This window comes from Hydrogenophaga sp. A37 (assembly GCF_002001205.1).
In the GTDB taxonomy this organism is placed as follows: Bacteria; Pseudomonadota; Gammaproteobacteria; order Burkholderiales; family Burkholderiaceae_C; genus Hydrogenophaga.
Window position 1 is genome coordinate 1 of sequence record NZ_MUNZ01000096.1, and the last position, 22,247, is coordinate 22,247.

The 22,247-nt window shown below is 66.6% G+C and carries 20 protein-coding genes; 9 read left to right on the plus strand and 11 right to left on the minus strand.

The annotated features are described in order from the left end of the window. Window positions 1-412: 412 nt before the first annotated feature. Window positions 413-970 (minus strand): HNH endonuclease, encoded by a 558-nt coding sequence (locus tag B0E41_RS10480; protein WP_077331041.1) that lies wholly within the window; start codon window positions 968-970, stop codon window positions 413-415. Window positions 971-1,109: 139 nt separating this feature from the next. On the opposite strand from B0E41_RS10480, the gene B0E41_RS10485 reads away from it, so the two are divergent. From B0E41_RS10485 to B0E41_RS10510, 6 genes are all read left to right on the plus strand, one after another. Continuing rightward, complete coding sequence (locus tag B0E41_RS10485) at window positions 1,110-2,180, plus strand: bifunctional riboflavin kinase/FAD synthetase (protein WP_077331042.1); 1,071 nt, start codon at window positions 1,110-1,112, stop codon at window positions 2,178-2,180. Between the two features lie 132 nt (window positions 2,181-2,312). Continuing rightward, entirely contained in the window at window positions 2,313-5,270 is a 2,958-nt protein-coding gene (gene ileS, locus B0E41_RS10490) for an isoleucine--tRNA ligase (RefSeq protein ID WP_077331043.1), read from the plus strand. Further along, complete coding sequence (lspA, locus tag B0E41_RS10495; RefSeq protein ID WP_077331044.1) at window positions 5,270-5,773, plus strand: signal peptidase II; 504 nt, start codon at window positions 5,270-5,272, stop codon at window positions 5,771-5,773. Before ileS ends, lspA begins: the two co-directional genes overlap by 1 nt. A gap of 217 nt (window positions 5,774-5,990) precedes the next feature. Continuing rightward, a complete protein-coding gene (locus B0E41_RS10500; RefSeq protein WP_077331045.1) occupies window positions 5,991-7,664 on the plus strand; it encodes a Na/Pi cotransporter family protein in 1,674 nt (557 codons plus the stop codon). A gap of 51 nt (window positions 7,665-7,715) precedes the next feature. Next, window positions 7,716-8,852, plus strand: coding sequence for an aminotransferase class V-fold PLP-dependent enzyme (locus B0E41_RS10505; protein ID WP_077331046.1), 1,137 nt, complete (start codon window positions 7,716-7,718; stop codon window positions 8,850-8,852). A 117-nt stretch (window positions 8,853-8,969) separates the two neighbouring features. Beyond that, window positions 8,970-9,608, plus strand: a complete 639-nt coding sequence (locus B0E41_RS10510) for a porin family protein (protein WP_143433775.1) — start codon at window positions 8,970-8,972, stop codon at window positions 9,606-9,608. Between the two features lie 65 nt (window positions 9,609-9,673). Here the strand turns inward: B0E41_RS10510 and B0E41_RS10515 are convergent, their stop codons facing one another. Beyond that, on the minus strand, window positions 9,674-10,666 hold the full coding sequence (locus tag B0E41_RS10515) for a quinone oxidoreductase (RefSeq protein ID WP_077331048.1): 993 nt from the start codon (window positions 10,664-10,666) through the stop codon (window positions 9,674-9,676). Between the two features lie 119 nt (window positions 10,667-10,785). Here B0E41_RS10515 and B0E41_RS10520 point away from each other — a divergent pair, with 119 nt between their 5' ends. Beyond that, the gene (locus B0E41_RS10520) at window positions 10,786-11,715 is read left to right on the plus strand and encodes a DMT family transporter (RefSeq protein WP_077331049.1); all 930 of its coding nucleotides are present in this window, start codon (window positions 10,786-10,788) and stop codon (window positions 11,713-11,715) included. A 203-nt stretch (window positions 11,716-11,918) separates the two neighbouring features. Here B0E41_RS10520 and B0E41_RS10525 read toward each other — a convergent pair whose 3' ends face one another. From B0E41_RS10525 to B0E41_RS10545, 5 genes are read right to left on the minus strand one after another with little or no spacing between them, the layout of a single operon-like run. After that, window positions 11,919-12,716: an SDR family oxidoreductase gene (locus B0E41_RS10525; RefSeq protein WP_077331050.1), complete on the minus strand. Its 798-nt coding sequence runs from the start codon at window positions 12,714-12,716 to the stop codon at window positions 11,919-11,921. A gap of 23 nt (window positions 12,717-12,739) precedes the next feature. Then, window positions 12,740-13,672, minus strand: coding sequence for a DMT family transporter (locus B0E41_RS10530; RefSeq protein WP_077331051.1), 933 nt, complete (start codon window positions 13,670-13,672; stop codon window positions 12,740-12,742). A gap of 52 nt (window positions 13,673-13,724) precedes the next feature. Then, entirely contained in the window at window positions 13,725-14,438 is a 714-nt protein-coding gene (locus tag B0E41_RS10535) for a Crp/Fnr family transcriptional regulator (protein WP_077331052.1), read from the minus strand. Window positions 14,439-14,460: 22 nt separating this feature from the next. Continuing rightward, window positions 14,461-16,278 carry a GspE/PulE family protein gene (locus tag B0E41_RS10540; RefSeq protein ID WP_077331053.1) on the minus strand — a complete coding sequence of 606 codons (1,818 nt, stop codon included), beginning with the start codon at window positions 16,276-16,278 and terminating at the stop codon, window positions 14,461-14,463. A 7-nt stretch (window positions 16,279-16,285) separates the two neighbouring features. Beyond that, complete coding sequence (locus tag B0E41_RS10545) at window positions 16,286-17,068, minus strand: spermidine synthase (protein ID WP_077331054.1); 783 nt, start codon at window positions 17,066-17,068, stop codon at window positions 16,286-16,288. A gap of 141 nt (window positions 17,069-17,209) precedes the next feature. On the opposite strand from B0E41_RS10545, the gene B0E41_RS10550 reads away from it, so the two are divergent. Continuing rightward, complete coding sequence (locus B0E41_RS10550; RefSeq protein WP_077331055.1) at window positions 17,210-18,022, plus strand: mechanosensitive ion channel family protein; 813 nt, start codon at window positions 17,210-17,212, stop codon at window positions 18,020-18,022. A 356-nt stretch (window positions 18,023-18,378) separates the two neighbouring features. Here B0E41_RS10550 and B0E41_RS10555 read toward each other — a convergent pair whose 3' ends face one another. Both B0E41_RS10555 and B0E41_RS10560 read right to left on the minus strand, forming a co-directional pair. Next, window positions 18,379-18,876, minus strand: coding sequence for a DNA-deoxyinosine glycosylase (locus B0E41_RS10555; RefSeq protein WP_077331056.1), 498 nt, complete (start codon window positions 18,874-18,876; stop codon window positions 18,379-18,381). Continuing rightward, window positions 18,873-19,721: a TatD family hydrolase gene (locus tag B0E41_RS10560; protein ID WP_077331057.1), complete on the minus strand. Its 849-nt coding sequence runs from the start codon at window positions 19,719-19,721 to the stop codon at window positions 18,873-18,875. The genes B0E41_RS10555 and B0E41_RS10560 overlap by 4 nt, the downstream gene beginning before the upstream one ends. A 66-nt stretch (window positions 19,722-19,787) precedes the next feature. Here B0E41_RS10560 and B0E41_RS10565 point away from each other — a divergent pair, with 66 nt between their 5' ends. Further along, window positions 19,788-20,231 (plus strand): META domain-containing protein, encoded by a 444-nt coding sequence (locus B0E41_RS10565; RefSeq protein ID WP_171984730.1) that lies wholly within the window; start codon window positions 19,788-19,790, stop codon window positions 20,229-20,231. Here the strand turns inward: B0E41_RS10565 and lolD are convergent. Both lolD and B0E41_RS10575 read right to left on the minus strand, forming a co-directional pair. Then, window positions 20,206-20,967: a lipoprotein-releasing ABC transporter ATP-binding protein LolD gene (gene lolD / locus B0E41_RS10570; protein ID WP_077331059.1), complete on the minus strand. Its 762-nt coding sequence runs from the start codon at window positions 20,965-20,967 to the stop codon at window positions 20,206-20,208. The two genes, B0E41_RS10565 and lolD, sit on opposite strands and share 26 nt — an antisense overlap. Further along, window positions 20,960-22,216, minus strand: coding sequence for a lipoprotein-releasing ABC transporter permease subunit (locus B0E41_RS10575; RefSeq protein ID WP_077331060.1), 1,257 nt, complete (start codon window positions 22,214-22,216; stop codon window positions 20,960-20,962). The genes lolD and B0E41_RS10575 overlap by 8 nt, the downstream gene beginning before the upstream one ends. Between the last annotated feature and the right edge of the window lie 31 nt (window positions 22,217-22,247).

Genomic DNA, 22,247 nt, shown 5'->3' on the forward strand with positions numbered 1-22,247 from the left:
CTCGGCGCTGTGGCGCCGACGGGTCTTGTTCTTGGCTTCGGTCATGGTGTCCACCTATCTCGTTTGGTGGACACCATCGTTGCCACTTATGCCGCCGACCTCAAGGGTGGGATGGCCGGACGCTTACGGAACGGCGAGAGGCCACGCCTTGCTCCGCTCATGTCCCCCGGTGCCGCTGCGCGGCCCCTCCTCCTTGACTTCGCTGCGCAAGACCTGGCCCCTCGCCGATCTGCCGACACGTGTGCGCTCCACCGCTGGCACGCCCTTGTGGTCACGGCCTGAGGGCGCTGGGTGAGTGACGCAGCGAAGTCAAGGAGGAGACAAAGGCGCAGCCCTTGGCAGGGGACATGAGCGGAGTCACTCATCCAGCGCCCTCAGGGCCATCGAAGAAGCGCAGGCAATCCCAAGAAGACTAAGCGTGCAAACGCGAGTTTTTAGGAAGATGAGACATCAGAAACTCCATCTGATCCGCCAAGATGCGGCGGTTGCGCAGGATGAAGTCTTCCCACAGGCTGGGCACATAAGGGGCATAGATCAGCGGCATGTGCGCCTGCTCAGGCGTGCGGTTGCCCTTGCGGTGGTTGCATGACTTGCAGGCCGTCACCACGTTCATCCAGATGTCCATACCGCGCTGACCCAACGGCACGATGTGCTCGCGCGTCAGATCGTCTTCGTGAAAGCGTTCACCACAGTAACCGCAGAGGCATCGGTCGCGCGAAAACAGCTTGCTGTTGGTGAGCGAGGGCCGCAGACCAAACGGATTGATGCGCGGCACACCTTCGGTGCCGATGATGGAATTGACGGTGATGATGGACTGTCGCCCGGTGACCGCGTTGTAACCACCGTGGAACACGGCGACCTCGGCGCCCATTTCCCAGCGCACCTCGTCCGCCGCGTAGTGCAGCACGGCTTCTTCGAGGCTGATCCACGACTGTGGCAACCCCTGGGCAGACAGCTTCAAGACCTTCAAAACCTGGCTCCTTCAAATCAAACTGAAGAGGCCAGCCGCCTTGTCACCTGCGGCTGGTGCGCCCGCCGGCTGCGACCGGCGGCGCTGTGACAATATAGCGTTCTTTGATGACGCTTCGACGACCGCGCCGAATTACCGCATGAAAATCATTCGAGGCCTCTGGAACCGCCTGCACCAGCCCGCTGCGGGCGACGCCGCACCGGGCTGCGCACTCACCATCGGCAACTTCGACGGCGTGCACCGCGGACACCAGGCCATGTTGGCCTTGCTGATCAACGAGGCGAAACACCGCGGCGTGCCCAGTTGCGTAATGACCTTCGAGCCGCACCCGCGCGACTACTTCGCCGCTCTGCACCACAAGCCCGATCTGGCGCCGGCACGCATCGCCACGCTGCGCGACAAGCTGGAAGAGCTGCAACGCTGCGGTGTGGAGCAGTGCGTGGTGCTGCCGTTCAACGCGCGTCTGGCCTCGCAACAACCGCAAGCCTTCATTCAGGACATCCTCGTCAAGGCGCTGGGTGTGAAATACGTGCTGGTGGGGGACGACTTCCGCTTTGGTTCGCAACGAGCAGGCGACTACGCCATGCTTGACGCCGCCGGCTCGGCCCTCGGCTTTGATGTGGCGCGCATGCAGAGCTATGAGGTGCACGGCACCCGCGTCTCCAGTTCGGCCGTTCGCGAAGCACTGGCCGCGGGCGACATGGACCGTGTGGCCGCCTTGCTCGGCCGCCCGTTCAGCATCAGCGGCCACGTGGTGCACGGGCGCAAGCTCGGGCGCCAGCTGGCCGAAAGCCGTCCGGGCGCTGGCGACGGTTTTCGCACCCTCAACCTGCGCTTTTCGCACTGGAAACCGGCCGCCAGCGGCATCTTCGCCGTGCGCGTTCACGGTCTGGGAGAGACGTCTCTGGACGGCGTGGCCAACCTCGGCGTGCGCCCCTCGCTGGACCCGGACGACGTGAACGGCGGGCGCGTGCTGCTCGAAACCCATTGCCTGGACTGGCCGGCCGAGCTCTCCACCAGCCTGCCCGGCGGGGAGGCCTACGGTAAAATCATCCGCGTGGAACTGCTGCACAAACTGCACGACGAACTGAAGTACGACGGTCTGGACGCCCTCACCCGGGGCATCGCCAAGGACCGCGATGACGCGCGTGCGTTTTTTGCGTCGCTGCACACCCAGACGCACCGCCAGACCACCCGCGACCGAATTTAACGCCGCTGCCGGGGCGCCGAGCCCCGGGCCGCGCGCCCTCTGACAGGCTCGGGGCGACCCGCCCCTTCCCCGTGCGCCACGCCGCACCACCGAGCCTGCCTTTGCCGATCCCGAATTCGAAAGCCGACCACCATGTCTGAAAAAACCGCTGCCCCGAAGAACGAGGCCAAGCCCGAAGCCAGCGCCTACCGCGCCACGCTGAACATGCCCGACACGCCGTTTCCCATGCGCGGCGACCTGCCCAAGCGCGAGCCAGCCTGGGTCGGGGAATGGAATGAAGGTGGCCTCTACAAGCGCCTGCGCGATGCCCGCCAGGGCGCACCGCTGTTTGTGCTGCACGACGGCCCGCCCTATGCCAACGGCAAGCTGCACATCGGCCACGCGCTGAACAAGGTGCTGAAAGACATGATCGTCAAGTCACGCCAGCTGGCCGGCTTCGATGCGCAGTACATCCCCGGCTGGGACTGCCACGGCCTGCCGATCGAGAACGCGATCGAAAAGCTGCACGGCCGCAACCTCAGCCGCGACGACATGCAGGCCAAGAGCCGCGCCTTCGCCACCGAGCAGATCGATCAGCAGCGCGAAGACTTCAAGCGTCTGGGCGTGCTCGGCGACTGGGAACGTCCCTATCGCACCATGGACTTCGGCAACGAGGCCGGTGAAATCCGCGCTTTCAAGCGCGTGATCGAGCGCGGCTTTGTCTACCGGGGTCTGAAGCCCGTGTACTGGTGTTTCGACTGCGGCAGTTCGCTGGCCGAGTTCGAGATCGAATACGCCGACAAACAAAGCGACACGCTGGACGTGGCCTTCGAGACCGACGACGCAGCGAAGCTCGCCGCTGCTTTCAGCCTGGCCGCGCTGCCTGCCGGCAAGAGCGCCTTCGCCGTCATCTGGACCACCACCGCCTGGACCATCCCCGCCAACCAGGCGCTCAACGCCCACCCCGAGTTGACCTACGCGCTGGTGGACACGCCCATGGGTTGCCTGGTGCTGGCCGAGACGCTGGTCGAAAAATGCCTGGAGCGCTTCGGCCTGCAAGGCAACGTGCTCGCCACCACGAAGGGCGATCAACTGGGCGGCTTGAACTTCCGCCATCCGCTGTACGACGTGGACGCAGGTTACCAGCGCCTCTCGCCGGTCTACATCGCCGACTACGTGAGCGACAGCGACGGCACCGGCATCGTGCATTCGTCGCCGGCCTACGGCGTGGACGACTTCAACTCCTGCGTGGCCAACGGCCTGGCCTACGACGACATCCTGAACCCGGTGCAAGGCAACGGTGCCTACGCGCCCGACTTCCCGCTGTTCGGCGGCCTGCACATCTGGAAGGCCGTGCCGGTCATCCTCGAAGCGCTGAAAAACGCCGGCCGCCTGATGGCCACGCAGAAGATCACCCACAGCTACCCGCATTGCTGGCGCCACAAGACGCCGGTGATCTACCGCGCCGCGGCACAGTGGTTCGTGCGCATGGACGAGGGCGAGGGCGTGTTCACCAAGGACAAGGCGCCCAAGACCCTGCGCCAGCTCGCGCTGGACGCCATCGACCACACCTCGTTCTACCCCGAGAACGGCAAGACCCGCCTGCGCGACATGATCGCCAACCGGCCCGACTGGTGCATCTCGCGCCAGCGGAGCTGGGGCGTGCCCGTGCCCTTCTTCCTGCACAAGGATTCGGGCGAGCTGCACCCGCGCACGATGGAAATCCTGGACCAGGCGGCCGACATCGTCGAGCAAGGCGGCATCGAGGCCTGGAGTCGCGTGACGGCCGAAGAGATCCTGGGCGCCGATGCGCCGCAGTACACCAAGAGCACCGACATCCTGGAGGTGTGGTTCGACTCCGGCTCCACCTTCTGGCACGTGCTGCGCGGCAGCCACGCCAAGGCCTACCCGAACGGTGCCAGCCATGCACAAGGCCCCGAGGCCGACCTCTACCTCGAAGGCCACGACCAGCACCGCGGCTGGTTCCACAGCTCGCTGCTGCTGGGTTGTGCGCTGTACGACCGCGCCCCGTACAAGGGCCTGCTGACCCATGGCTTCGCCACCGACGGCCAGGGCCGCAAGATGAGCAAGAGCTTGGGCAACACGGTGGAACCGCAGAGCGTGACGAGCAAGCTCGGCGCCGAGATCGTGCGCCTGTGGGTGGCCAGCACCGACTACTCGGGCGACCTCAACATCGACGACAAGATCCTCGCCCGTGTGGTCGACGCCTACCGCCGCATCCGCAACACGCTGCGTTTCCTGATGGCCAACGTGTCGGATTTCAACCCCGCCACCGACGCCGTGCCGCTGGAGCAGATGCTGGAGATCGACCGCTACGCGCTGGCCCGCGCCAGCGAGCTGCAGGCGCAGATCCTCGCGCACTTCGACGTCTACGAATTCCACCCGGTGGTGAACAAGCTGCAGGTCTACTGCTCGGAAGACCTGGGCGCGTTCTACCTCGACGTGCTGAAGGACCGGCTGTACACCACGGCGCCCAAATCGCTGGCGCGCCGCTCGGCCCAGACCGCGCTGCACCAGATCACCAACGCCATGCTGCGCTGGATGGCGCCGTTCCTCAGCTTCACCGCCGAAGAGGCCTGGGCGCATTTCGCGGGCGACCAGAACCAGGGCTCGCTCTTCTTCGAGACCTTCTCGCCGCTCCCCACACCCAACGAGGCGCTGCTCGCCAAGTGGAACCGTATCCGCGAGATGCGTTACTTTGTGAACAAGGCAATTGAAACGGAGCGTCAAGAAGGGCGCATTGGATCGTCCCTCCAAGCGACTGTTCAAGTCACCGCACGTGATGACGACCTCTCCCTACTTGAATCCATCGGGCAAGACCTAAAGTTTGTGCTTATCGTGTCCGCAGTAGAACTTGTCGACGAGCACAAGAAGATTCGCCAAGAAGGCTACGACAACTACAAAGAATTTCTTCCTGGAGAGTTCTCCTGCGAAGTGGCGCCGAGCACCGCCACCAAATGCGACCGCTGCTGGCACTACGTCGACGACATCGGGCAACACGCCGAGCACCCCACGCTGTGCGGTCGCTGCGTGAGCAACCTGGCCGAAGCGGCGGGCATGGGCGTGGGTGAAACCCGCAAGGTGGCCTGATGGCAAAAACCAAAGGCTCCCTCTGGCCCTGGCTCGGCCTGGCCGCCGCCATCCTGCTGCTGGACCAGTTCACCAAGACGCTGATCGTCGGCAACTACCAGCTTGGCGACAGCACCTACGTCACCAGCTTCTTCAACGTGGTCCGGGTGCACAACACCGGCGCCGCCTTCTCCTTCCTCGCCTCGGCGGGGGGCTGGCAGCGCTGGTTCTTCACCGGCATCGGTGTCGCGGCGGCGGTGTTCATCGTCTGGATGCTGCGTTCGCATCCTGGCCAGAAGCTGTTTGCCTTCGCGCTCGCCTGCATCCTGGGCGGCGCCATCGGCAACGTGGTGGACCGCGTGCTGCACGGCTACGTGGTGGACTTCTTCGATTTCCATTGGTCGTTCCTGTCGGGCCTGTTTCCGGGCGGGCACTTTCCCGCCTTCAACGTGGCCGACGCGGGCATCACCATCGGCGCGATCGCGCTGATCCTGGACGAGATCTTGCGCGTGAAAAGAAGTTGACCCACACACTCCGCCGCTTCGCGGGTCGTTGCCCCCCACGGGGGCTGATCCGGCTTGGGGCGGCCCGGCGCCGGATCGTTGCCCCCACACTCCGCCGCTTCGCGGGTCGTTACCCCCCAAGGGGGCTGATCCGGCTTGGGGCGGCCCGGCGCCGGATCGACATTTCGCCCAACTGCGAGGTCAGGGTTTTCGACCGCGCGTATAGTTTTCCCCAGACATGACACACCTGCTCAATCTGCTGGCGGCGATCGCGTTGCTGGTCTGGGGAACCCACCTGGTGCGCACGGGCATCCTGCGGGTCTTCGGCAGCAAGCTGCGCCAGGTGCTCGCTGCGAGCATGGGCAACCGCTTCACCGCTGCGCTGTCGGGTCTGGGCGTCACGGCGCTGGTGCAGTCGAGCACCGCCACCGCGCTCATCATCGCGTCGTTCGTGGGCCGTGGCCTGATCGCCCTGCCTGCCGCGCTGGCCGTGATGCTGGGCGCCGACATCGGCACCAGCGTGATGGCGGTGGTGTTCTCCTTCGACCTCTCCTGGCTCTCGCCCCTGTGCATCTTCATCGGCGTCACGCTCTTCATCCTGCGGCAAGGCTCTCAGATGGGCGACGTGGGCCGCGTGCTGATCGGTCTGGGCCTGATGCTGCTGGCGCTGCAGCTGGTGAGCCAGTACACCGCGGTGCTCACGCGCAACCCGGCGGTGCAGCTGATGCTGGCCTCGCTCACCAGCGACCGCATGCTCGAAATCCTGGTGGGCGCCACGCTCGCGGTGCTGGCCTACTCCAGCCTCGCCGTCGTGCTGCTCACCGCCACGCTGGCGCTGCAGGTGGTGGGGGTGGACGTGGCCCTGGGCCTGGTGCTGGGCGCCAACCTGGGCAGCGGCCTGCTCGCCGTGATCACCACCGCGCGCACCAACCGAGCCACGCGCCAGGTGCCGCTGGGCAACCTGCTGTTCAAGCTGATGGGCGTGGCCCTCGCGCCCTGGCTCATTCCGCTGTGGCTGAGCCTGGTGCAACCCCACGTGCCCGACCCGGCGGCCCTGACCGTGCTGTTCCACCTGAGCTTCAACCTCATGGTGGGGCTCTTCTTCATCGGTCTCACGCGCCCGGTCGCCGGTTGGGTCGAGAAGCTGCTGCCGCTGCAAGGGGTTGGCGCCGCGCTCAACCGGCCCAACCACCTCGACCCGTCCGCCCTGGCCACACCGTCGCTGGCCATCTCGTGCGCGGCGCGCGAGGCGCTGCACCAGGCCGATGTGGTCGAGACCATGCTGCGCGGCGTGATGACGGTCATCAAGACCAACGATCTGCAGCTCGCGCAGGACCTGCGCAAGATGGACGACACGGTGGATGGCCTGTACTCGGCCATCAAGTACTACCTGACCAAACTCTCACGCCAGCAACTGAGCGAGGCCGAGAGCCGGCGCTGGACCGACATCATCAGCTTCACCATCAACATGGAGCAGATCGGCGACACGGTCGAGCGCGTGCTGCTGGACATCGAAGACAAAAAAATCCGCAAGGGCCGCGAGTTTTCGGAGGCGGGCATGACCGAGATCTGCGCCATGCACGCGCGCCTGCTCGACAACCTGCGCCTGGGCATGAGTGTCTTCCTCGACGGCAACGTGCGCGACGCGCAGCGCCTGCTGGAAGAGAAAGTGCGCTTTCGCGAGATGGAGCGTGAATACGCCAGCAGCCACCTGGAGCGCCTGTCCGAACAGTCGAGGCAGAGCATGGAAAGCAGCTCGCTGCACATCGACCTGATCAGCGACCTGAAGCGCATCAACTCACACATCTGCTCCATCGCCTACCCCATCCTGGACTCGGCCGGCGTGCTTGCACCCAGCCGCTTGAGGGAGAGCCGCCTGCAAGACCTGGAGACACCGCCCGGCCACCACTGACCTCGGGGCGCTGTGCTAACCTGATTTTTCGAGTTCCCCATAGGAGACAACATGCCCGGATTGCTGCCCCAGATCGACCCCGACGGCCTGCTCGAGTTTTCGGTGGTGTACACCGACCGCGCGCTCAACCACATGTCCAAGCGCTTCCAGGGCGTGATGACCGACATCTCGGCCATGCTCAAGCGCGTCTATGGCGCGCATTCGGCCGTGCTGGTGCCGGGCAGCGGCACCTTTGGCATGGAGTCGGTGGCGCGCCAGTTCGCGCACGGCCAACACGTCATGGTGATCCGCAACGGCTGGTTCAGCTACCGCTGGACGCAGATCTTCGACATGGGCTCGATTCCCGCCAGCCACACGGTGATGAAGGCGCGCCGCATCGCCGAGGGTTCGCAGGCTGCGTGGGCGCCCGCGCCCATCGACGAAGTGGTGGCGGCCATCGCAGCAGAAAAACCCGCACTGGTGTTTGCACCGCACGTGGAAACCGCCGCCGGCATGATGCTGCCCGACGACTACCTCAAGGCCGTGGCCGACGCGGTGCATGCCGTGGGTGGCCTGATGGTGCTGGACTGCATTGCCTCGGGTGCGATGTGGGTGAACATGGCCGCCACTGGTGTGGACATCCTGATCTCCGCGCCGCAGAAGGGCTGGAGCAGCTCGCCCTGCTGCGCCATGGTGATGCTGAGCGAGCGTGCGCGCAAAGCGATTGACGGCACCCAGAGCACCACCTTCGCGATGGACCTGAAGAAGTGGCTGCAGATCATGGAAACCTATGAAGGCGGCGGACACGCGTACCACACGACCCTGCCGACCGACGCCCTGCTGCGGCTGCGCGACACCATGCAGGAAACCGAGGCCTATGGCTGCGACAAGGTGCGCGACGAGCAGATCGCGCTCGGCCGCGCCGTGCGCGACCTGCTGGAGAACAACGGGTTCCCCAGCGTCGCGGCACCGGGCTTCCAGTCGCCAGGGGTGGTGGTGAGTTACACCACCGACCCGGACATCCAGAACAGCAAAAAATTCCTCGCTGCGGGTCTGCAGGCCGCCGCCGGTGTGCCCCTGCAATGCGACGAACCGGCCGACTTCCGCAGCTTCCGCATCGGCCTCTTCGGCCTGGACAAATGGCACGACGTGCCGGGCACCCTCCGCCACCTGGAAAGCGCACTGCAGCTTGTAATCCCAAAGATATAATTTGCCCGCTTTCCTCAAGGAAAAGGAGCCCAGAGATGGGCTCCTTTTTTCTTGTGCGCCGCTCGTCGAAGCGGGCGAAGGCACTCAAGCTGTCTTTTGTTTTTTAGGGAGTTTTCCATGCAACCCATGATGAAGCTGATCGCGCTCGGCGTGATGGCAACGATGACCTGTGCCGTGTCGGCCCAGACCGTGCAAAAGAAGACCGCCTCCGGCGTGGCCAAAGGCGAAACCTTTGTCGACAAGGGTGTGGCATCGCAGGGCCTGACGGACAAGGTCTATGGCGAACTGGGCCTGAGCCTGATGAGCTACAAAATCGCCCGCTACGGCATCTCGGGCCGCCCCATGATGCTGCGCGCCGTCGCCGGCTACGACTACGACCCCCTGCTGGCCATCGAAGCCATGCTGGGCCTGGGCCTGCGTGGTGCTGACGGTGTGGGCTATGGGGCCTACGGCGCCGGGTACAGCGTGAGCGCCGGCACCATGATCGGCGCCTACGCCAAGCCGCGTCTGCGCTTCGGTGGCACGACCGAGATCTTCGGCCGCCTGGGCATCGCCAACACCGGTTCGAGCGTGCGCGGCTACGCCGGCACCGACAGTGGTGCGAGCCTGTCCTACGGCCTGGGCTTCAAGACCCAGACCGGTTTTTCCTCGTTCGGCAACCGCCCGATCAGTGTCGGCGGCGATTACATGTCCTACTACAGCGGCAACGGTGTGAAATACACCGGCTTTACCCTTGGCGCCGGCATGTCGTTCTGACCGGCAAACAGACGAAGAAAAGGCCACATTGCGTGGCCTTTTCTTTTGGGGGTACCTGATCGGGATCAGGGCAGGAGGATGGTGCAGCCGGTGGTGGCACGGGCTTCCAGGCTCTCATGCGCCTGCCTCACATCGGTCAGTGCGAAACGCTGGTCGATGCGGATCTTCACTGCGCCGCTCTGCACCACATCGAACAGGTCGTCGGCCATGGCCTGGGTGCGCTCGCGGCTGCTGATGTGGGTGAACAGGGTTTGGCGCGTCACGTAGATCGAACCTTTGGGGCCGAGGATGCCGGGGGCGAACGGCGCCACCGGGCCGCTGGCGTTGCCGAAGCTGACCATCAGGCCAAAAGGGCGCAGGCAGTCGAGCGACTTGTCGAAGGTGTCCTTGCCCACCGAGTCGTAGACCACCTTCACACCCCGGCCGTCGGTGATCTCTTTCACGCGGGCGGCGAAGTCTTCGGTGCGGTAGTTGATCGTGAACTCGGCGCCGTGATCGCGGGCCAGCGCGCACTTTTCGTCGGACCCCGCCGTGCCGATCAGGCGCAGGCCCAGCGCCTTGGCCCACTGACAGGCGATCAGGCCCACGCCACCGGCGGCGGCATGGAAGAGCACGAAGTCACCCACTTCCAGGCCTTCGGTCGGCTTGCAGCGCTTGAGCAGGTACTGCGCGGTCAGGCCCTTGAGCATCATGGCCGCGCCGGTTTCGAAGCTGATCATGTCGGGCAGCTGGCAGACGTTCATGGCCGGCATCACGCGCACATCGCAGTAGCTGCCGGGTTTGCCCGCCGCGTAGGCCGCGCTGTCGCCGACCTTGAGGTGCGTCACGCCCTCGCCCACCGCCTCGATCACGCCTGCACCCTCCATGCCCAAGGCCAGCGGCATGGGGTTGGGGTAGAGGCCGGTGCGCTGGTAGACGTCGATGAAATTCAGGCCGATGGCGTGGTGGCGGATGCGCACCTCGCCCGGGCCGGGCTCACCCACCTCGACGGTGTCCACCACCAGTTGTTCGGGGCCACCGTGGGCGTGGATGCGCACGGCGCGGCTGGTCTGGGTCATGCAGGTCTCCTTGTTTTGAAACAGCCCACATGCTGCCACGAAACCCCCTTGGCGCCTGCGGGGCAAACCGCCAAGCCCTGCGTCCGCCCGGGGCAAGGTGGCATGGGTACAGTCGCCGCATGACCGCTCCCGCCCGCCTCACTCCCGGCACCATGGCCCTGCTGCTGATCCCGCCGCTCCTGTGGGCGGGCAACGCCGTGGTGGGGCGGCTGATGCAGGGCGCCATTCCACCCATCACCTTCAACTTCCTGCGCTGGGTGCTGGCCGGCGCACTGTTGCTGCCGCTGGCCGCCTGGGTGCTGCGCCCGGGCAGCGGCCTGTGGCCCCAGCGGCGCCGGTTTGCACTGCTGGGCCTGCTCGGTGTGGGGCTGTACAACGCGCTGCAGTACATGGCGCTCAAGACCTCGACACCGATCAACGTGACGCTCGTCGCGTCCAGCATCCCGGTCTGGATGCTCCTCCTCGGTCGTGTGCTCTACGGGGTGCCCGTCACCCGCCGCGCCGCCGTTGGTGCAGTGCTGTCCCTGGCCGGCGTGGCCGTGGTGCTGGCACGCGGTGATCTGGCGCAACTGGGGGCACTGCGCCTGGTCGCGGGCGACGGCTGGATGCTGCTGGCCGCGCTCACCTGGGCCTGGTACAGCTGGCTGCTGGTGCGTCCGCCCGAAGGCGGCTACCCCGCCCGCATCAAGGCCGACTGGGCCGCGTTCCTGATGGCGCAGATCACGTTCGGCCTGGGCTGGTCGGGCCTGATGACCGCCGGTGAATGGCTTACCCTTCCGCCCGCAGCGGCGGGGCATCTGCAATGGGGCTGGCCCCTGATCGCGGCGCTGGTCTATGTGGCCATCGGCCCCTCGTTGCTCGCCTACCGCAGCTGGGGCATCGGCGTGGCACGCGTCGGTCCCACCGTGGCGGGCTTCTTCAACAACCTCACGCCGCTGTTCGCCGCGCTGATGTCGGCCACCTTGCTGGGCGAGTTGCCGCAGCTGTACCACGGGGTGGGTTTTGTGCTCATCGTCGGCGGGATCTTCGTGACCACACGAAGATCATAGAAGCACCCCCGCGCCGGGCTTCGCCCGTCACCCCCTCAAGGGGGCGGCACTGGCGGCCCGGCAAAGCCGGTTCCGCGGTGCCCTGGAACCAACTTCCTCTCCGGCGTGAACTGTCTTCGTCCAAGGATGCGGTGGAACCGGCTTCGCCGGGCCACTCGCATCGCCCCCTGGGGGGGGTGACGCCGCAGGCGGCGCGGGGGGTCTCAAAATGTCCCCGGATACGCCCCGCCATCGGCCAGCACGTTCTGGCCCGTCATGTACGCGGCCTGCTGGCTGCAGAGGAAGGCGCAGATGGCGCCGAACTCCTGTGGTTGGCCATAGCGGCCGGCGGGGATCTGTGCCTGCTGCTGGCGGCGCAGCTCTTCCACCGGTTGGCCTGTTTTCGCCGAGGCGCCTTGGAGCGTGGCGGCGATGCGGTCGGTGTCGAACTTGCCGGGCAGCAGGTTGTTGATGGTCACGCCCTGCGCCGCGATGCCGCTGCGCGCCACGCCGGCCACGAAGCCCGTCAAGCCGCTGCGCGCGCCGTTGCTCAGACCGAGGATGTCGATGGGTGCTTTCACCGCGCTGCTGGTGATGTTGACGATGCGTCCGAAACCGCGCGCGGCCATGCCGTCCACCGTGGCCTTGATCAGTTCGATGGGGGTGAGCATGTTGGCGTCCACCGCCTTCAGCCAAGCTTCGCGGTCCCATTGGCGGAAGTCGCCAGTCGGCGGGCCGCCCGCGTTGGTGACCACGATGTCGAAGGCGGTGCCCGGCCCACCGGCCACGGCGAACGCGGCGGCGCGGCCCTCGACGCTGGTGATGTCGGCGGCGACAGCGAGCACCTGTACCCCGGGCGCCGCAGTGCGAAGCGCGGCGGCCGAGGCCGCGAGTACTTCACCTCCGCGAGCCACCATCACCACGTTCACACCCTCGCCCGCCAAGGCCTGGGCACAGCCCAGGCCCAGCCCCTTGCTCGCGCCGCAGACCAGCGCCCACTTGCCCTTGATGCCCAAGTCCATCTCGAAGTCTCCTGTTCAGACAGTCATTTCGCCGCGCTGGCCGAACCAAAACGCGTCACCAGAAACACCCCCGACACCACCAGCACCGTGCCCGCGATGATCCAGCCATTGAACGGCTCATCCAGGATCAGCACGCCCATGGCGATGGTGGACATGGGGCCGATCATGCCGGTCTGCGCCGCCAAGCCGGCGCCGATGCGCTCGATGCCCATCATCACCATGATCACGGGCGCGAAGGTGCACAGCGTGGCGTTGAGCACCGAGAGCCAGATCACCTCGGGCGCCACCGCGGTGGCCGCGTCCAGCGGGCGCAGCAACACGAACTGCAACAGGCACAGGATGCAGGCCACGCTGGTGGCCAGGCCCACCAGGCGCATGGAGCCCAGGCGCTTGACCAGCTCGCCGCTGTAGACGAGATAGATCGCGTAACTGATGGCGCTGCCAAACACCAGCAGCGCGCCCAGCGCCGCGTTGGGCCCGGCGAAGTCGGCCTCGTGGCCGAACACCAGCAGCACACCGGCGTAGCTCACCGCCATGGCGGCGGCCTGAAGGCCCGTGATGCGGCGTTGGTAGACGAACCAGCCGAGCACCAGCACCAGTGTGGGGTTGAGGTAGAGGATCAGCCGCTCCAGGCTGGCGCTGACGTATTGCAGGCCCCAGAAATCGAGAAAGCTTGCGAGGTAATACCCCGTGAACCCCAGGCCCACGATGCCCAGCCAGTCCTTGCGCGTCAGCGGTGGTTTGCCGCGACTGGCCCACCAGGCCAGCGCCAGGAACAGCGGCAGCGCAAACAGCATGCGGTACATGATCAGCGTCACCGCGTCCACACCGTGGCGGTAGGCGAGCTTGACGATGATGGCCTTGCCGCTGAAGGCGATGGAGCCTGCGCTGGCGAGCAGCAGGCCGGAGGCGATGTGGGGAGGGGATGGCGAGGCAACGGACGGCGTGTCAGACATCCGGTGAATTATCAACAGTCGCTCTTGCCCCCGCAGGCGCAGGGTCGGCGGCTCAATCGCCCTTGGGCGCCCTCAGGCGTTCGGCGTCCACCACGCGGTAGACGCGACCGATCTTGTCCATGGGCTCGACCAGACCCTCGCGCGCAAAGGCGTTGAGCGTGCGGCTCACCGTCTCGAGCTTCAGGTCGAGCATGGCACCCATGTCTTCGCGCGAGAACAGCGTGCAGACCTCGGGGTCGTGCGCAGACCGCATCTTCAGGATCAAGCCGGCCACACGCTGTCGCGCGTTGCCGAAGTTGAGTTCGGCCAGCCAGTCGTCGGCCTCTTTCAGGCTGTGGTGCCACTGCTCCAGCAGGCGCTGGTGCAGGCGCGGCGTTTCGCGGTTGAGCCGCTGGATCACCTGCAGCGGCAGGCGACACACCTTGATTGGCGTGAGCGCGATGGCGTCGGAATCGTAGGTCGGCCCCATCAGCGCTTCGAGCCCGACCACATCACCGCTGCGCAGCACGCGCACGATGCGCTGCCGCCCGTCCACCGTGTTGCGCACCAGCTTGATCACGCCCGAACGCAGGGTGTAGAGCGAGGTAGCGGTTTCGCCCATGCGCAGCAGCGGCTGGCCGGCGGCGTATTCCAGGTCGTCGATGGGCGCGTGGATCAGGTTGAAGTCTTCCTCGCGCAGGTCGGCAAACAGCACCATGTCGCGGATGCCACAACGGCGGCAATCCGCTGTGCCGCGCCAGGCCGATTCGGTCTTGATGGGAATCATGCGTGCGCCCTGTGCCGAAACTTCACCCGCCCACCGGGGGCGTGCACGCCAGCACCTCGTCCAACGTGGTGAGGCCTTCGGCCACCCGGGCGGCACCGGCCAGCCGCAGCGGCCGCATGCCGTCGGTCACGCCTTGGCGGCGCAGCGTCTCCATCTTGGGTTCGTGGTTGACCTTGTCCTTGAAGGCCTCGGTCACCGTCAGCAACTCGTAGAGGCCCATGCGGCCGCGGTAGCCGGTCATTCGGCAATCCACACAGCCCACCGGCTGGTACGGTCGGTACTTGCCGCTCACCTGCCAGGGCTTCACCAGCTCGGCGAGCGTCTCGCGCGAAGCCGCCGCCGTGGCTTCGTCTTCGCGAATGCGGCAGGACGGGCACAGCGTACGCACCAAGCGCTGCGCCAGCACGCCGAGCACCGTGGCGTTGATCAGATAGGGCGGGATGCCCAGCTCCATCAGCCGCATGATGGCCGAGGGCGCGTCGTTGGTGTGCAGCGTGGTGAACACCAGGTGACCGGTGAGCGCCGCCTGCACGGCCATCTCGGCGGTGTTCAGGTCGCGCACCTCGCCCACCATGATGATGTCCGGGTCCTGCCGCATCAGCGCGCGCAGGCCCTGCGCAAAGTCGAGGTCGAGGTGCGGCTGCACCTGCGTCTGGTTGAAGGCCGGTTCGATCATTTCGATCGGGTCTTCCACCGTGCTCACGTTCACCTCTTCGGTGGCCAGGCGCTTGAGCGTGGCGTACAGCGTGGTGGTCTTGCCCGAGCCGGTGGGGCCGGTCACGAGAATGATGCCGTGCGGCCGCTTGGTCAGGCCTTCCCAACGCAGCGCGTCGTGGGGCGCGAAGCCCAGCGCGCTCAGGTCTTTCACCGTGGCTTCCGGGTCGAAGATGCGCATCACGAGCTTCTCGCCGAAGGCCGTGGGCAGCGTGGACAGGCGCATCTCCACCTCGTCGCCGCGGGTGGCGCCGATGCCGGGCCGCACGGTCTTGATGCGGCCGTCCTGCGGGCGGCGCTTTTCCACCACGTCCATGCGGCCCAGCAGCTTGATGCGCGCGATCATCGCGTTCATCACGCTCATCGGCATCTGGTACACCGGGTGCAGCACGCCGTCGATGCGGAAGCGGATCACGCCCTGCTCGCGCCGCGGCTCCAGGTGGATGTCGCTGGCGCGCTGGTCAAAGGCGTACTGCCAGAGCCAGTCCACCACCTGCACCACGCCCTGGTCGTTGGCGTCCAGCTGCTTGTTGCTCTTGCCCAGCTCCACCAGCTGTTCGAAGCTGCCGAAACCGGCCTGACCACCCAGCTTGCTGGCGTTGCGCACCGAGCGGGCGAGCGAGAAAAACTCGGCCGTGTAACGCGCCACGTCCATCGGGCTCGCCACCACCAGGCGCACGCTCTTGCGGGTCTGGCGCTCGACCTCGGGCACCCAGTCGCGCACAAAGGGTTCGGCCGTGGCCACCACCACCTCGGCCACCCCCACCTGCACCGGCAACACCTTGTGGCGCTCGGCGTAGGCCGCGCTCATCACATCGGCCACCTTGCCCACCTCCACCTTGAGCGGGTCGATGCGGAAGTAGGCCAGGCCGCTGCGCTCCGCGAGCCACTGCGTCAGCGTTTCGATGTCGAGCACATGCCCATCGCTCTCCCGCGCCATGCCCACCACCGCCAGCCGCTGCAGCGGGTGCTGCGCACTGTGCGCCGAGGCGCAACGCGCCACGGTGCGGGCGGCCTCGTCGGCGGAAATCACGCCGTCCTCGCGCAGCCACTTCACCAGGCTGCGCCAGTCGAGTGGGCCAATGTCTGCGGGCAGGAGCGGTGCGGGTTTGGCGGAAGTTTTCATTCGACTCTCACTGGATCGGTTTGAAGATGCGCAACCACTTGACCGCTGGCAACTCCCAGCGCGACTGGATCTCTTCGGCGCGCGCCAGCAGCTGCATGCGCGTGGGCCGGTCGGCCGTGCGCTGCGCCAGCACGATGGTGTTGCCTTCCCGCGTGGGTTTGAAGGCCCACACCGCGTCTTCGCCGAAGGCCGCGCAGATGCTCTGCACCGAACGCTCGTAGCTCGCATCGCGGCCAAACAGGTTGACGGTCATGGTGCCGTCGTCGGTCAGCACCGAGCGGCAGTCGGCATAGAAGTCCGGGCTGTCGAGCACGGGCGCGGCGGCCTCGTGGTCGTACAGGTCGACCTGCAGCGCGTCGATGGTGCCGGTGTGTTGTGCCTGGCGGATTTCCTGCCCTGCGTCGGCCAGCAACACGCGCAGGCGCGGGCCATCTGGCGGCAGCTTGAACCAGCCCTGGCAAGCGGCCAGCACCTGCGGGTTGATCTCCACCGCCGTCGTGTGCATGCGCAGCTTCTTGAAGTGGAACTTGGTCAACGCGGCCGAGCCCAGGCCCAGCTGCATGGCCTTTCGCTTGCTCACCGAATCGGGCTCCACGAACAGCAGCCAGGCCATCATGCGCTGCACGTAGTCGAGCTCGATGGCGAACGGGTCGGCAATGATCATCGAACCCTGAATCCACTCGGTGCCCAGGTGCAGGAAGCGCACCTCGCCGTCTTCCGACAGGGTGACGTCGGGCAGTTCCTGGACCGGCTTGCGGGACCGGGCAAGGGCGTTGGCGCCCGCCTTCATGCGCCCACCTCCGACCCCGAAAACAACACCGCTGGAAGAAAAACCACACAAACGGTGGACGCATCACCGGTCAGGGCAGCTGAGCGGGTGGCGGGAAAGGAATATGTCATCGGGACGGTTTGTTCTGCGAAAGGAATCATTATGAACATGGAAGTTGTCTGGAATTTTCTCTCCACACAGGGCGCGGACTTCGCGCTCAAGATCGTGGGCGCCATCGCCGCCTGGATCATCGGCCGCTGGCTGATCGGTATCGCGGTGCGCCTGATCGGCCGGGCGCTGGAAAAAGGTAAAAAGATCGACGCCACGCTCACGCACTACCTCAAGTCGATCATTTCGGTGCTGCTGACGCTGGTTCTGGTGCTCGCGATCCTGGATATTTTCGGCATCAAGACCACCTCGTTCGCGGCCCTGCTGGCCGGTGCGGGCCTGGCCATCGGTGCAGCCTGGAGCGGCATGCTGGGCAACTTTGCGGCGGGTCTGTTTTTGCAGGTGCTCCGGCCCTACAAGGTCGGCGACTTCATCAACGCTGGCGGCACGCTGGGCACGGTGAAGGAACTCGGCCTGTTCGCCACCACGGTGCTGACGCCCGACAACGTGTTGACCGTGGTCGGCAACAACAAGGTGTTTGCGGACAACGTGCAGAACTTCAGCGCCGAGCCGTTCCGCCGCGTGGACTGCGTGGCCAAGGTGGCCAACAGCGTGGACGTGATGGACGCCATCGCCCGCCTGCGTCCGGTGATCGCCGCGATCCCGAACGTGAGGGACACACCCGCGCCAGACATCGAGATCCTGCAGTTCACGCCCGAAGGCCCGTTGCTGTGCGTGCGCCCCTACACCCACACCGACCACTACTGGCAGGTTTATTTCGACACCAACAAGGCCATCGTGTCGACCTTTGGTGCGGCCGGGTACCCGACGCCTGAGACACCTATGGCACACAGGACCGTGGGCTGACCTTCAGGGTTGTGTATTGCTGAAGCCGTCCGGTGTTCGCGCCGGGCGGCTTTTCTTTGGGTGGGTGTTTCTGGGGACACTCCTCGCGGGAAGGCCGGCGACCGGCGGCCGACTCCGCGAATGTCCCCCGGGCCTCCAGGCCCTCCTCCTTTATTTCGCTGCGTCGGCCACCGGTCACCAGCCTCCTGAAAAGGTCGTCGCGCGCCCGCCTTGGAGCGCCAACACTGTTCCAGGATCGCTGCGGCGGTGCGTTCTGCAAAGCGAGGTAAAAGGAGGAGGGCCGGAACGGCCCGGGGGACACGAGCGGCGCAGAACGCACCGCCGCAGCGATCCCGCGAACCAGACGCCAGGCGAAGCTACAAAGCAACAGCGTGTAACCGCAACACCTCAGCCCAGGCAGACAGCTTGCGCTCAAAAGACCAGCCCGCATTGGCCGGACTCGTCGATGGCAGTTTGTACACCGGCACCCCGAGCGACGAGGTGTGTTTCGAATGCCGGTAACTCTCACCCCCGTTGTGGGCTATGCCCTCCAGCAGCGGGCACTGCCGCTGCACCCACGCGAAATCATTGAGCTCCGCGTGCCGGATGTCCGCGTCCAGGCTGCCCTCGCGCTCACAAGCCCCGTACACGTCCCACACCCCCAGACCGTGCTCATGCAAGGCCGCGACGCGCGCCTCATACGGCAACGCCTTCAGGTCCACGCCCCACAAGGTCCCCAGGATCTTCCAGAACTGGTTCTGCGGGTGGCCGTAGTACTGCTGCGCGCGCAACGAAGCCACCCCCGGAAAACTCCCCAGCACCAACAGGCGCGTGCGCACGTCCAGCACCGGCGGCAATCCCTGCAGGCGGCTCATCGCTGCACGGGCACCAGTGCAGCCAGCCGGGGCAGCGCGGCCAGCGCGTTGGCGGTGCTCGCCTGCGCAAGGGCTTCTTGCGCCAGACCTCGCAAACCTGCAATCACCGCGCCGATGCGCGGCAACTCCGCCGGCGTGTTCACGCCCTGCGCCTGGCCCGCCGCGCGCTCGGCGGCGGTGACATACAGCCAGTGCGGTGGGATGTCGGGCGCGTCGGTCTCCAGCACCAGCGAATCCAGCGGCAGTTCGGCTGCCAGGGCGCGCAGCTTCAGGGCCGGCTCGAAGGTCGCCGCGCCGCCGAACCCGAGCTTGAACCCCAGGTCGATGAAGGCCTTCGCCTGGGCTGCACTGCCGTTGTAGGCGTGGGCGATGCCGCCCCCCGTGGGCAGCTCGCGCAGGTGCTTGAGCAGCACGTCGGCGCTGCGCCGCACATGCACGATCACGGGCAGGCCGTGCTTTCGCGCCAGCCTCAGCTGCGCGCGGTAGAAGCGGATCTGTCGCTCGCGCATCGCGGGTTCACACAGCGCGGGCACGAAAAAATCGAGCCCGATCTCACCCACCGCCACCAGCCGGGGGTCGTCGCGGTGCTCGGTGAGCGCGGCGTCGAGGTGCGCCAGATCGGCGTCATCGGCACGGGGCACGTACAGCGGGTGGATGCCCAGCGCATAGGCGTCGCCCAGCCGGTGCGCGAGCCGGCGCACCGTGTCCAGGTTGCTGCGCTCGACCGCCGGGATGACGCAAAGGCCGACGCCCCGCTCGGCGGCCAGCGTGCGTGCGACCACCGCGCCCTCGTGGTCAGGGCCGAATTCGGGTGCGTCCAGATGGCAATGGGTGTCGATCCACATGGGGGTATAACTCCTTCATTCATTGTGCCCGTGCAGTCATTGCACCCCATCCCAGGAGGATTTTCCATGTCGCTGCACCTGCCCCGCTTCCGTTGGTTCCATGCTCTCCCGCTGATCGCGGCGCTGGTGGGTTGCGCGGCCAGCGGCACAGCCGCGTCCACACCGGAGCCACTCTGGGGCAGCGAGTGGCGACTGCAGGATCTGGGTGGCCAGGCGGCCATGGCACAACCGGCTGCCACGCTCGCCTTCCCCCAACCCGGTCAGGCGGCCGGACACGGCTCGTGCAACCGCTTCTTCGGCCCGGTGGAGATCGATCGCGACCGCATCCACTTCGGCCCGCTCGCCGCCACCAAGATGGCCTGCATGGGCGGCGCCAGCCAGCAGGAAATGCGTTACCTGGGCGCGCTGCAGAAGGCGCAGCGCTACGAGGTGAAAGACGGCTCGCTGCTGATCCATGTCGATGGCATGGACCAGCCGCTGCGCTTCAGCCGGTCAGCACCCCGGCCGTGAGCCGCAGCACCCGGCCGCAGCGTGCGGCCAGGGTTTCGTCGTGGGTCACGACGATGAACGCCGTGCCCTGATCGCGGGCCAGTTGCAGCATCAGCTCGAACACGCCGTCGGCGGTGGCACGGTCGAGGTTGCCGGTGGGCTCGTCGGCCAGCACACAGGCCGGATTCGCCACCAGCGCCCGCGCAATCGCCACGCGCTGGCGCTCGCCGCCCGACAGCTCGGCGGGCCGATGGTGCAGCCGCTCTGAAAGCCCCACCTTGGCCAGCACCTTCTCAGCCTGGGCACCGGCCTCGGCGCGCGACTGCCGCCGGATCCACAGCGGCATGGCCACGTTGTCGCGTGCGCTGAACTCGGGCAGCAGGTGGTGGAACTGGTAGACGAAACCCAGGTGCTGGTTGCGCAGCTCGCCTTGCTGCGCGGCGCTCAGACCGGCCAGGGGCTGGCCCATCAGCGTGACACTGCCCGAGGTGGGCGCGTCCAGCCCGCCCAGCAGGTGCAGCAGCGTGCTCTTGCCCGAACCCGAGGCCCCGACGATGGCGATGGTCTCGCCCGCGCGCACGCTCAGGTCCACACCCTTCAGCACGGTCACGTCGAGCCGGCCTTCGGTAAAACGTTTGGTCAGGCCGTTTGCGCTCAAAACCACATCCGTTCGGGCTGAGCCTGTCGAAGCCTTCGCCACCGTGTTGGTGAGTCCTTCGACGGGCTCAGGACGAACGGGATTGTTGATGTCACTCATAGCGCAGTGCTTCCGCAGGGTTCACGCGGCTCGCGCGCCAGCTCGGGTAGATCGTGGCCAGAAAGGACAGCACCAGCGAGATCACCGCGATCGGCATGATGTCGCTGCGCTGTGGGTCGCTGGGCATGCGGCTGATCAGGTAGATGTCCTGCGGCAGGAAGCTCGCGCCCAGTGCGCGCTCCAGCGCGGGCACGATGGTGTCGATGTTGAAGGCGATGCCCAGGCCCAGCAGCAGGCCCAGCCCAGTACCGATCACGCCCACCATCGCGCCTTGCACCATGAAGATGCCCATGATGCTTTTCGGGCTCGCGCCCAGGGTGCGCAGGATGGCGATGTCGGCGCGCTTGTCGGTCACCGTCATCACCAGCGTGGACACGAGGTTGAACGCGGCCACAGCGACGATCAGCGTGAGGATGATGAACATCATGCGTTTTTCGAGCTGCACCGCCGCGAACCAGGTGCGGTTCTGGCGCGTCCAGTCGCGCACCAGCAGCCCCGGGTCGAGCTGACCGGCCAGCTCGATGGCCACCTCGCGCGCCTGGTGCAGGTCGCGGATCTTGATGCGAACCCCCGTCGGCCCTTCCACGCGGAAGATGCGCGCCGCGTCGTCCTGGTGCAGCAGCGCCAGCGCCGAGTCGTACTCGTAGTGGCCCGAATCGAAGGTGCCCACCACCGACATCTGGCGGATGCGCGGCACCACGCCGGCCGGGGTCACCTGCCCGCTGGGCGCGATCAGGGTCACGGCGTCGCCGACACCCACGCCCAGGCTGCGCGCGAGTTCACCACCCAGGATGATCCCGAACTCGCCGGGCACCAGGCGCGGCAACACGGTCTGCGAGAGGTCCTTGGCGAGGTCGGTCACCTGCGGCTCCAGCGCCGGGTCGATGCCGCGCACCAGCGCGCCCTTCATGTCTTCGCCGCGCGCCAGCAGCGCCTGCGCGCCCACAAACGGCGCGGCGCCCACCACCTCGGGGTTCTTGCGCACCGTGGCCAGCACCGACTCCAGGTTCGGGATCGCCTGGCCGCCGGGTTCGAACAGCTCGATGTGCGACAGCACGCCCAGCATGCGGTCGCGCACCTCTTTCTGAAAGCCGTTCATCACCGAGAGCACCACGATGAGCGCGGCCACGCCGAGCGCGATGCCCAGCATGGACACGCCCGAGATGAAGGAGATGAAGCCGTTGCGCCGGGTGGCGCGGCCGGCGCGCGTGTAGCGCCAGCCGAGAATGAGTTCGTAGGGGGTTTGCATGAATGAATTCCAGCGGCGATTGTGGCATCCC

Excerpts from the sequence above, each read along its gene's own strand:
- B0E41_RS10555 (WP_077331056.1), bottom strand. The coding sequence starts at position 18,876 with ATGAGCCGCCTGCAGGGATTGCCGCCGGTGCTGGACGTGCGCACGCGC.
- B0E41_RS10535 (WP_077331052.1), bottom strand. The coding sequence starts at position 14,438 with ATGATTCCCATCAAGACCGAATCGGCCTGGCGCGGCACAGCGGATTGC.
- B0E41_RS10565 (WP_171984730.1), top strand. The coding sequence starts at position 19,788 with ATGTCGCTGCACCTGCCCCGCTTCCGTTGGTTCCATGCTCTCCCGCTG.
- ileS (WP_077331043.1), top strand. The coding sequence starts at position 2,313 with ATGTCTGAAAAAACCGCTGCCCCGAAGAACGAGGCCAAGCCCGAAGCC.
- B0E41_RS10550 (WP_077331055.1), top strand. The coding sequence starts at position 17,210 with ATGAACATGGAAGTTGTCTGGAATTTTCTCTCCACACAGGGCGCGGAC.
- lolD (WP_077331059.1), bottom strand. The coding sequence starts at position 20,967 with ATGAGTGACATCAACAATCCCGTTCGTCCTGAGCCCGTCGAAGGACTC.
- B0E41_RS10540 (WP_077331053.1), bottom strand. The coding sequence starts at position 16,278 with ATGAAAACTTCCGCCAAACCCGCACCGCTCCTGCCCGCAGACATTGGC.
- B0E41_RS10515 (WP_077331048.1), bottom strand. The coding sequence starts at position 10,666 with ATGACCCAGACCAGCCGCGCCGTGCGCATCCACGCCCACGGTGGCCCC.
- B0E41_RS10525 (WP_077331050.1), bottom strand. The coding sequence starts at position 12,716 with ATGGACTTGGGCATCAAGGGCAAGTGGGCGCTGGTCTGCGGCGCGAGC.
- B0E41_RS10575 (WP_077331060.1), bottom strand. The coding sequence starts at position 22,216 with ATGCAAACCCCCTACGAACTCATTCTCGGCTGGCGCTACACGCGCGCC.
- B0E41_RS10545 (WP_077331054.1), bottom strand. The coding sequence starts at position 17,068 with ATGAAGGCGGGCGCCAACGCCCTTGCCCGGTCCCGCAAGCCGGTCCAG.
- B0E41_RS10520 (WP_077331049.1), top strand. The coding sequence starts at position 10,786 with ATGACCGCTCCCGCCCGCCTCACTCCCGGCACCATGGCCCTGCTGCTG.
- B0E41_RS10560 (WP_077331057.1), bottom strand. The coding sequence starts at position 19,721 with ATGTGGATCGACACCCATTGCCATCTGGACGCACCCGAATTCGGCCCT.
- B0E41_RS10510 (WP_143433775.1), top strand. The coding sequence starts at position 8,970 with ATGCAACCCATGATGAAGCTGATCGCGCTCGGCGTGATGGCAACGATG.
- B0E41_RS10505 (WP_077331046.1), top strand. The coding sequence starts at position 7,716 with ATGCCCGGATTGCTGCCCCAGATCGACCCCGACGGCCTGCTCGAGTTT.
- lspA (WP_077331044.1), top strand. The coding sequence starts at position 5,270 with ATGGCAAAAACCAAAGGCTCCCTCTGGCCCTGGCTCGGCCTGGCCGCC.
- B0E41_RS10485 (WP_077331042.1), top strand. The coding sequence starts at position 1,110 with ATGAAAATCATTCGAGGCCTCTGGAACCGCCTGCACCAGCCCGCTGCG.
- B0E41_RS10500 (WP_077331045.1), top strand. The coding sequence starts at position 5,991 with ATGACACACCTGCTCAATCTGCTGGCGGCGATCGCGTTGCTGGTCTGG.
- B0E41_RS10530 (WP_077331051.1), bottom strand. The coding sequence starts at position 13,672 with ATGTCTGACACGCCGTCCGTTGCCTCGCCATCCCCTCCCCACATCGCC.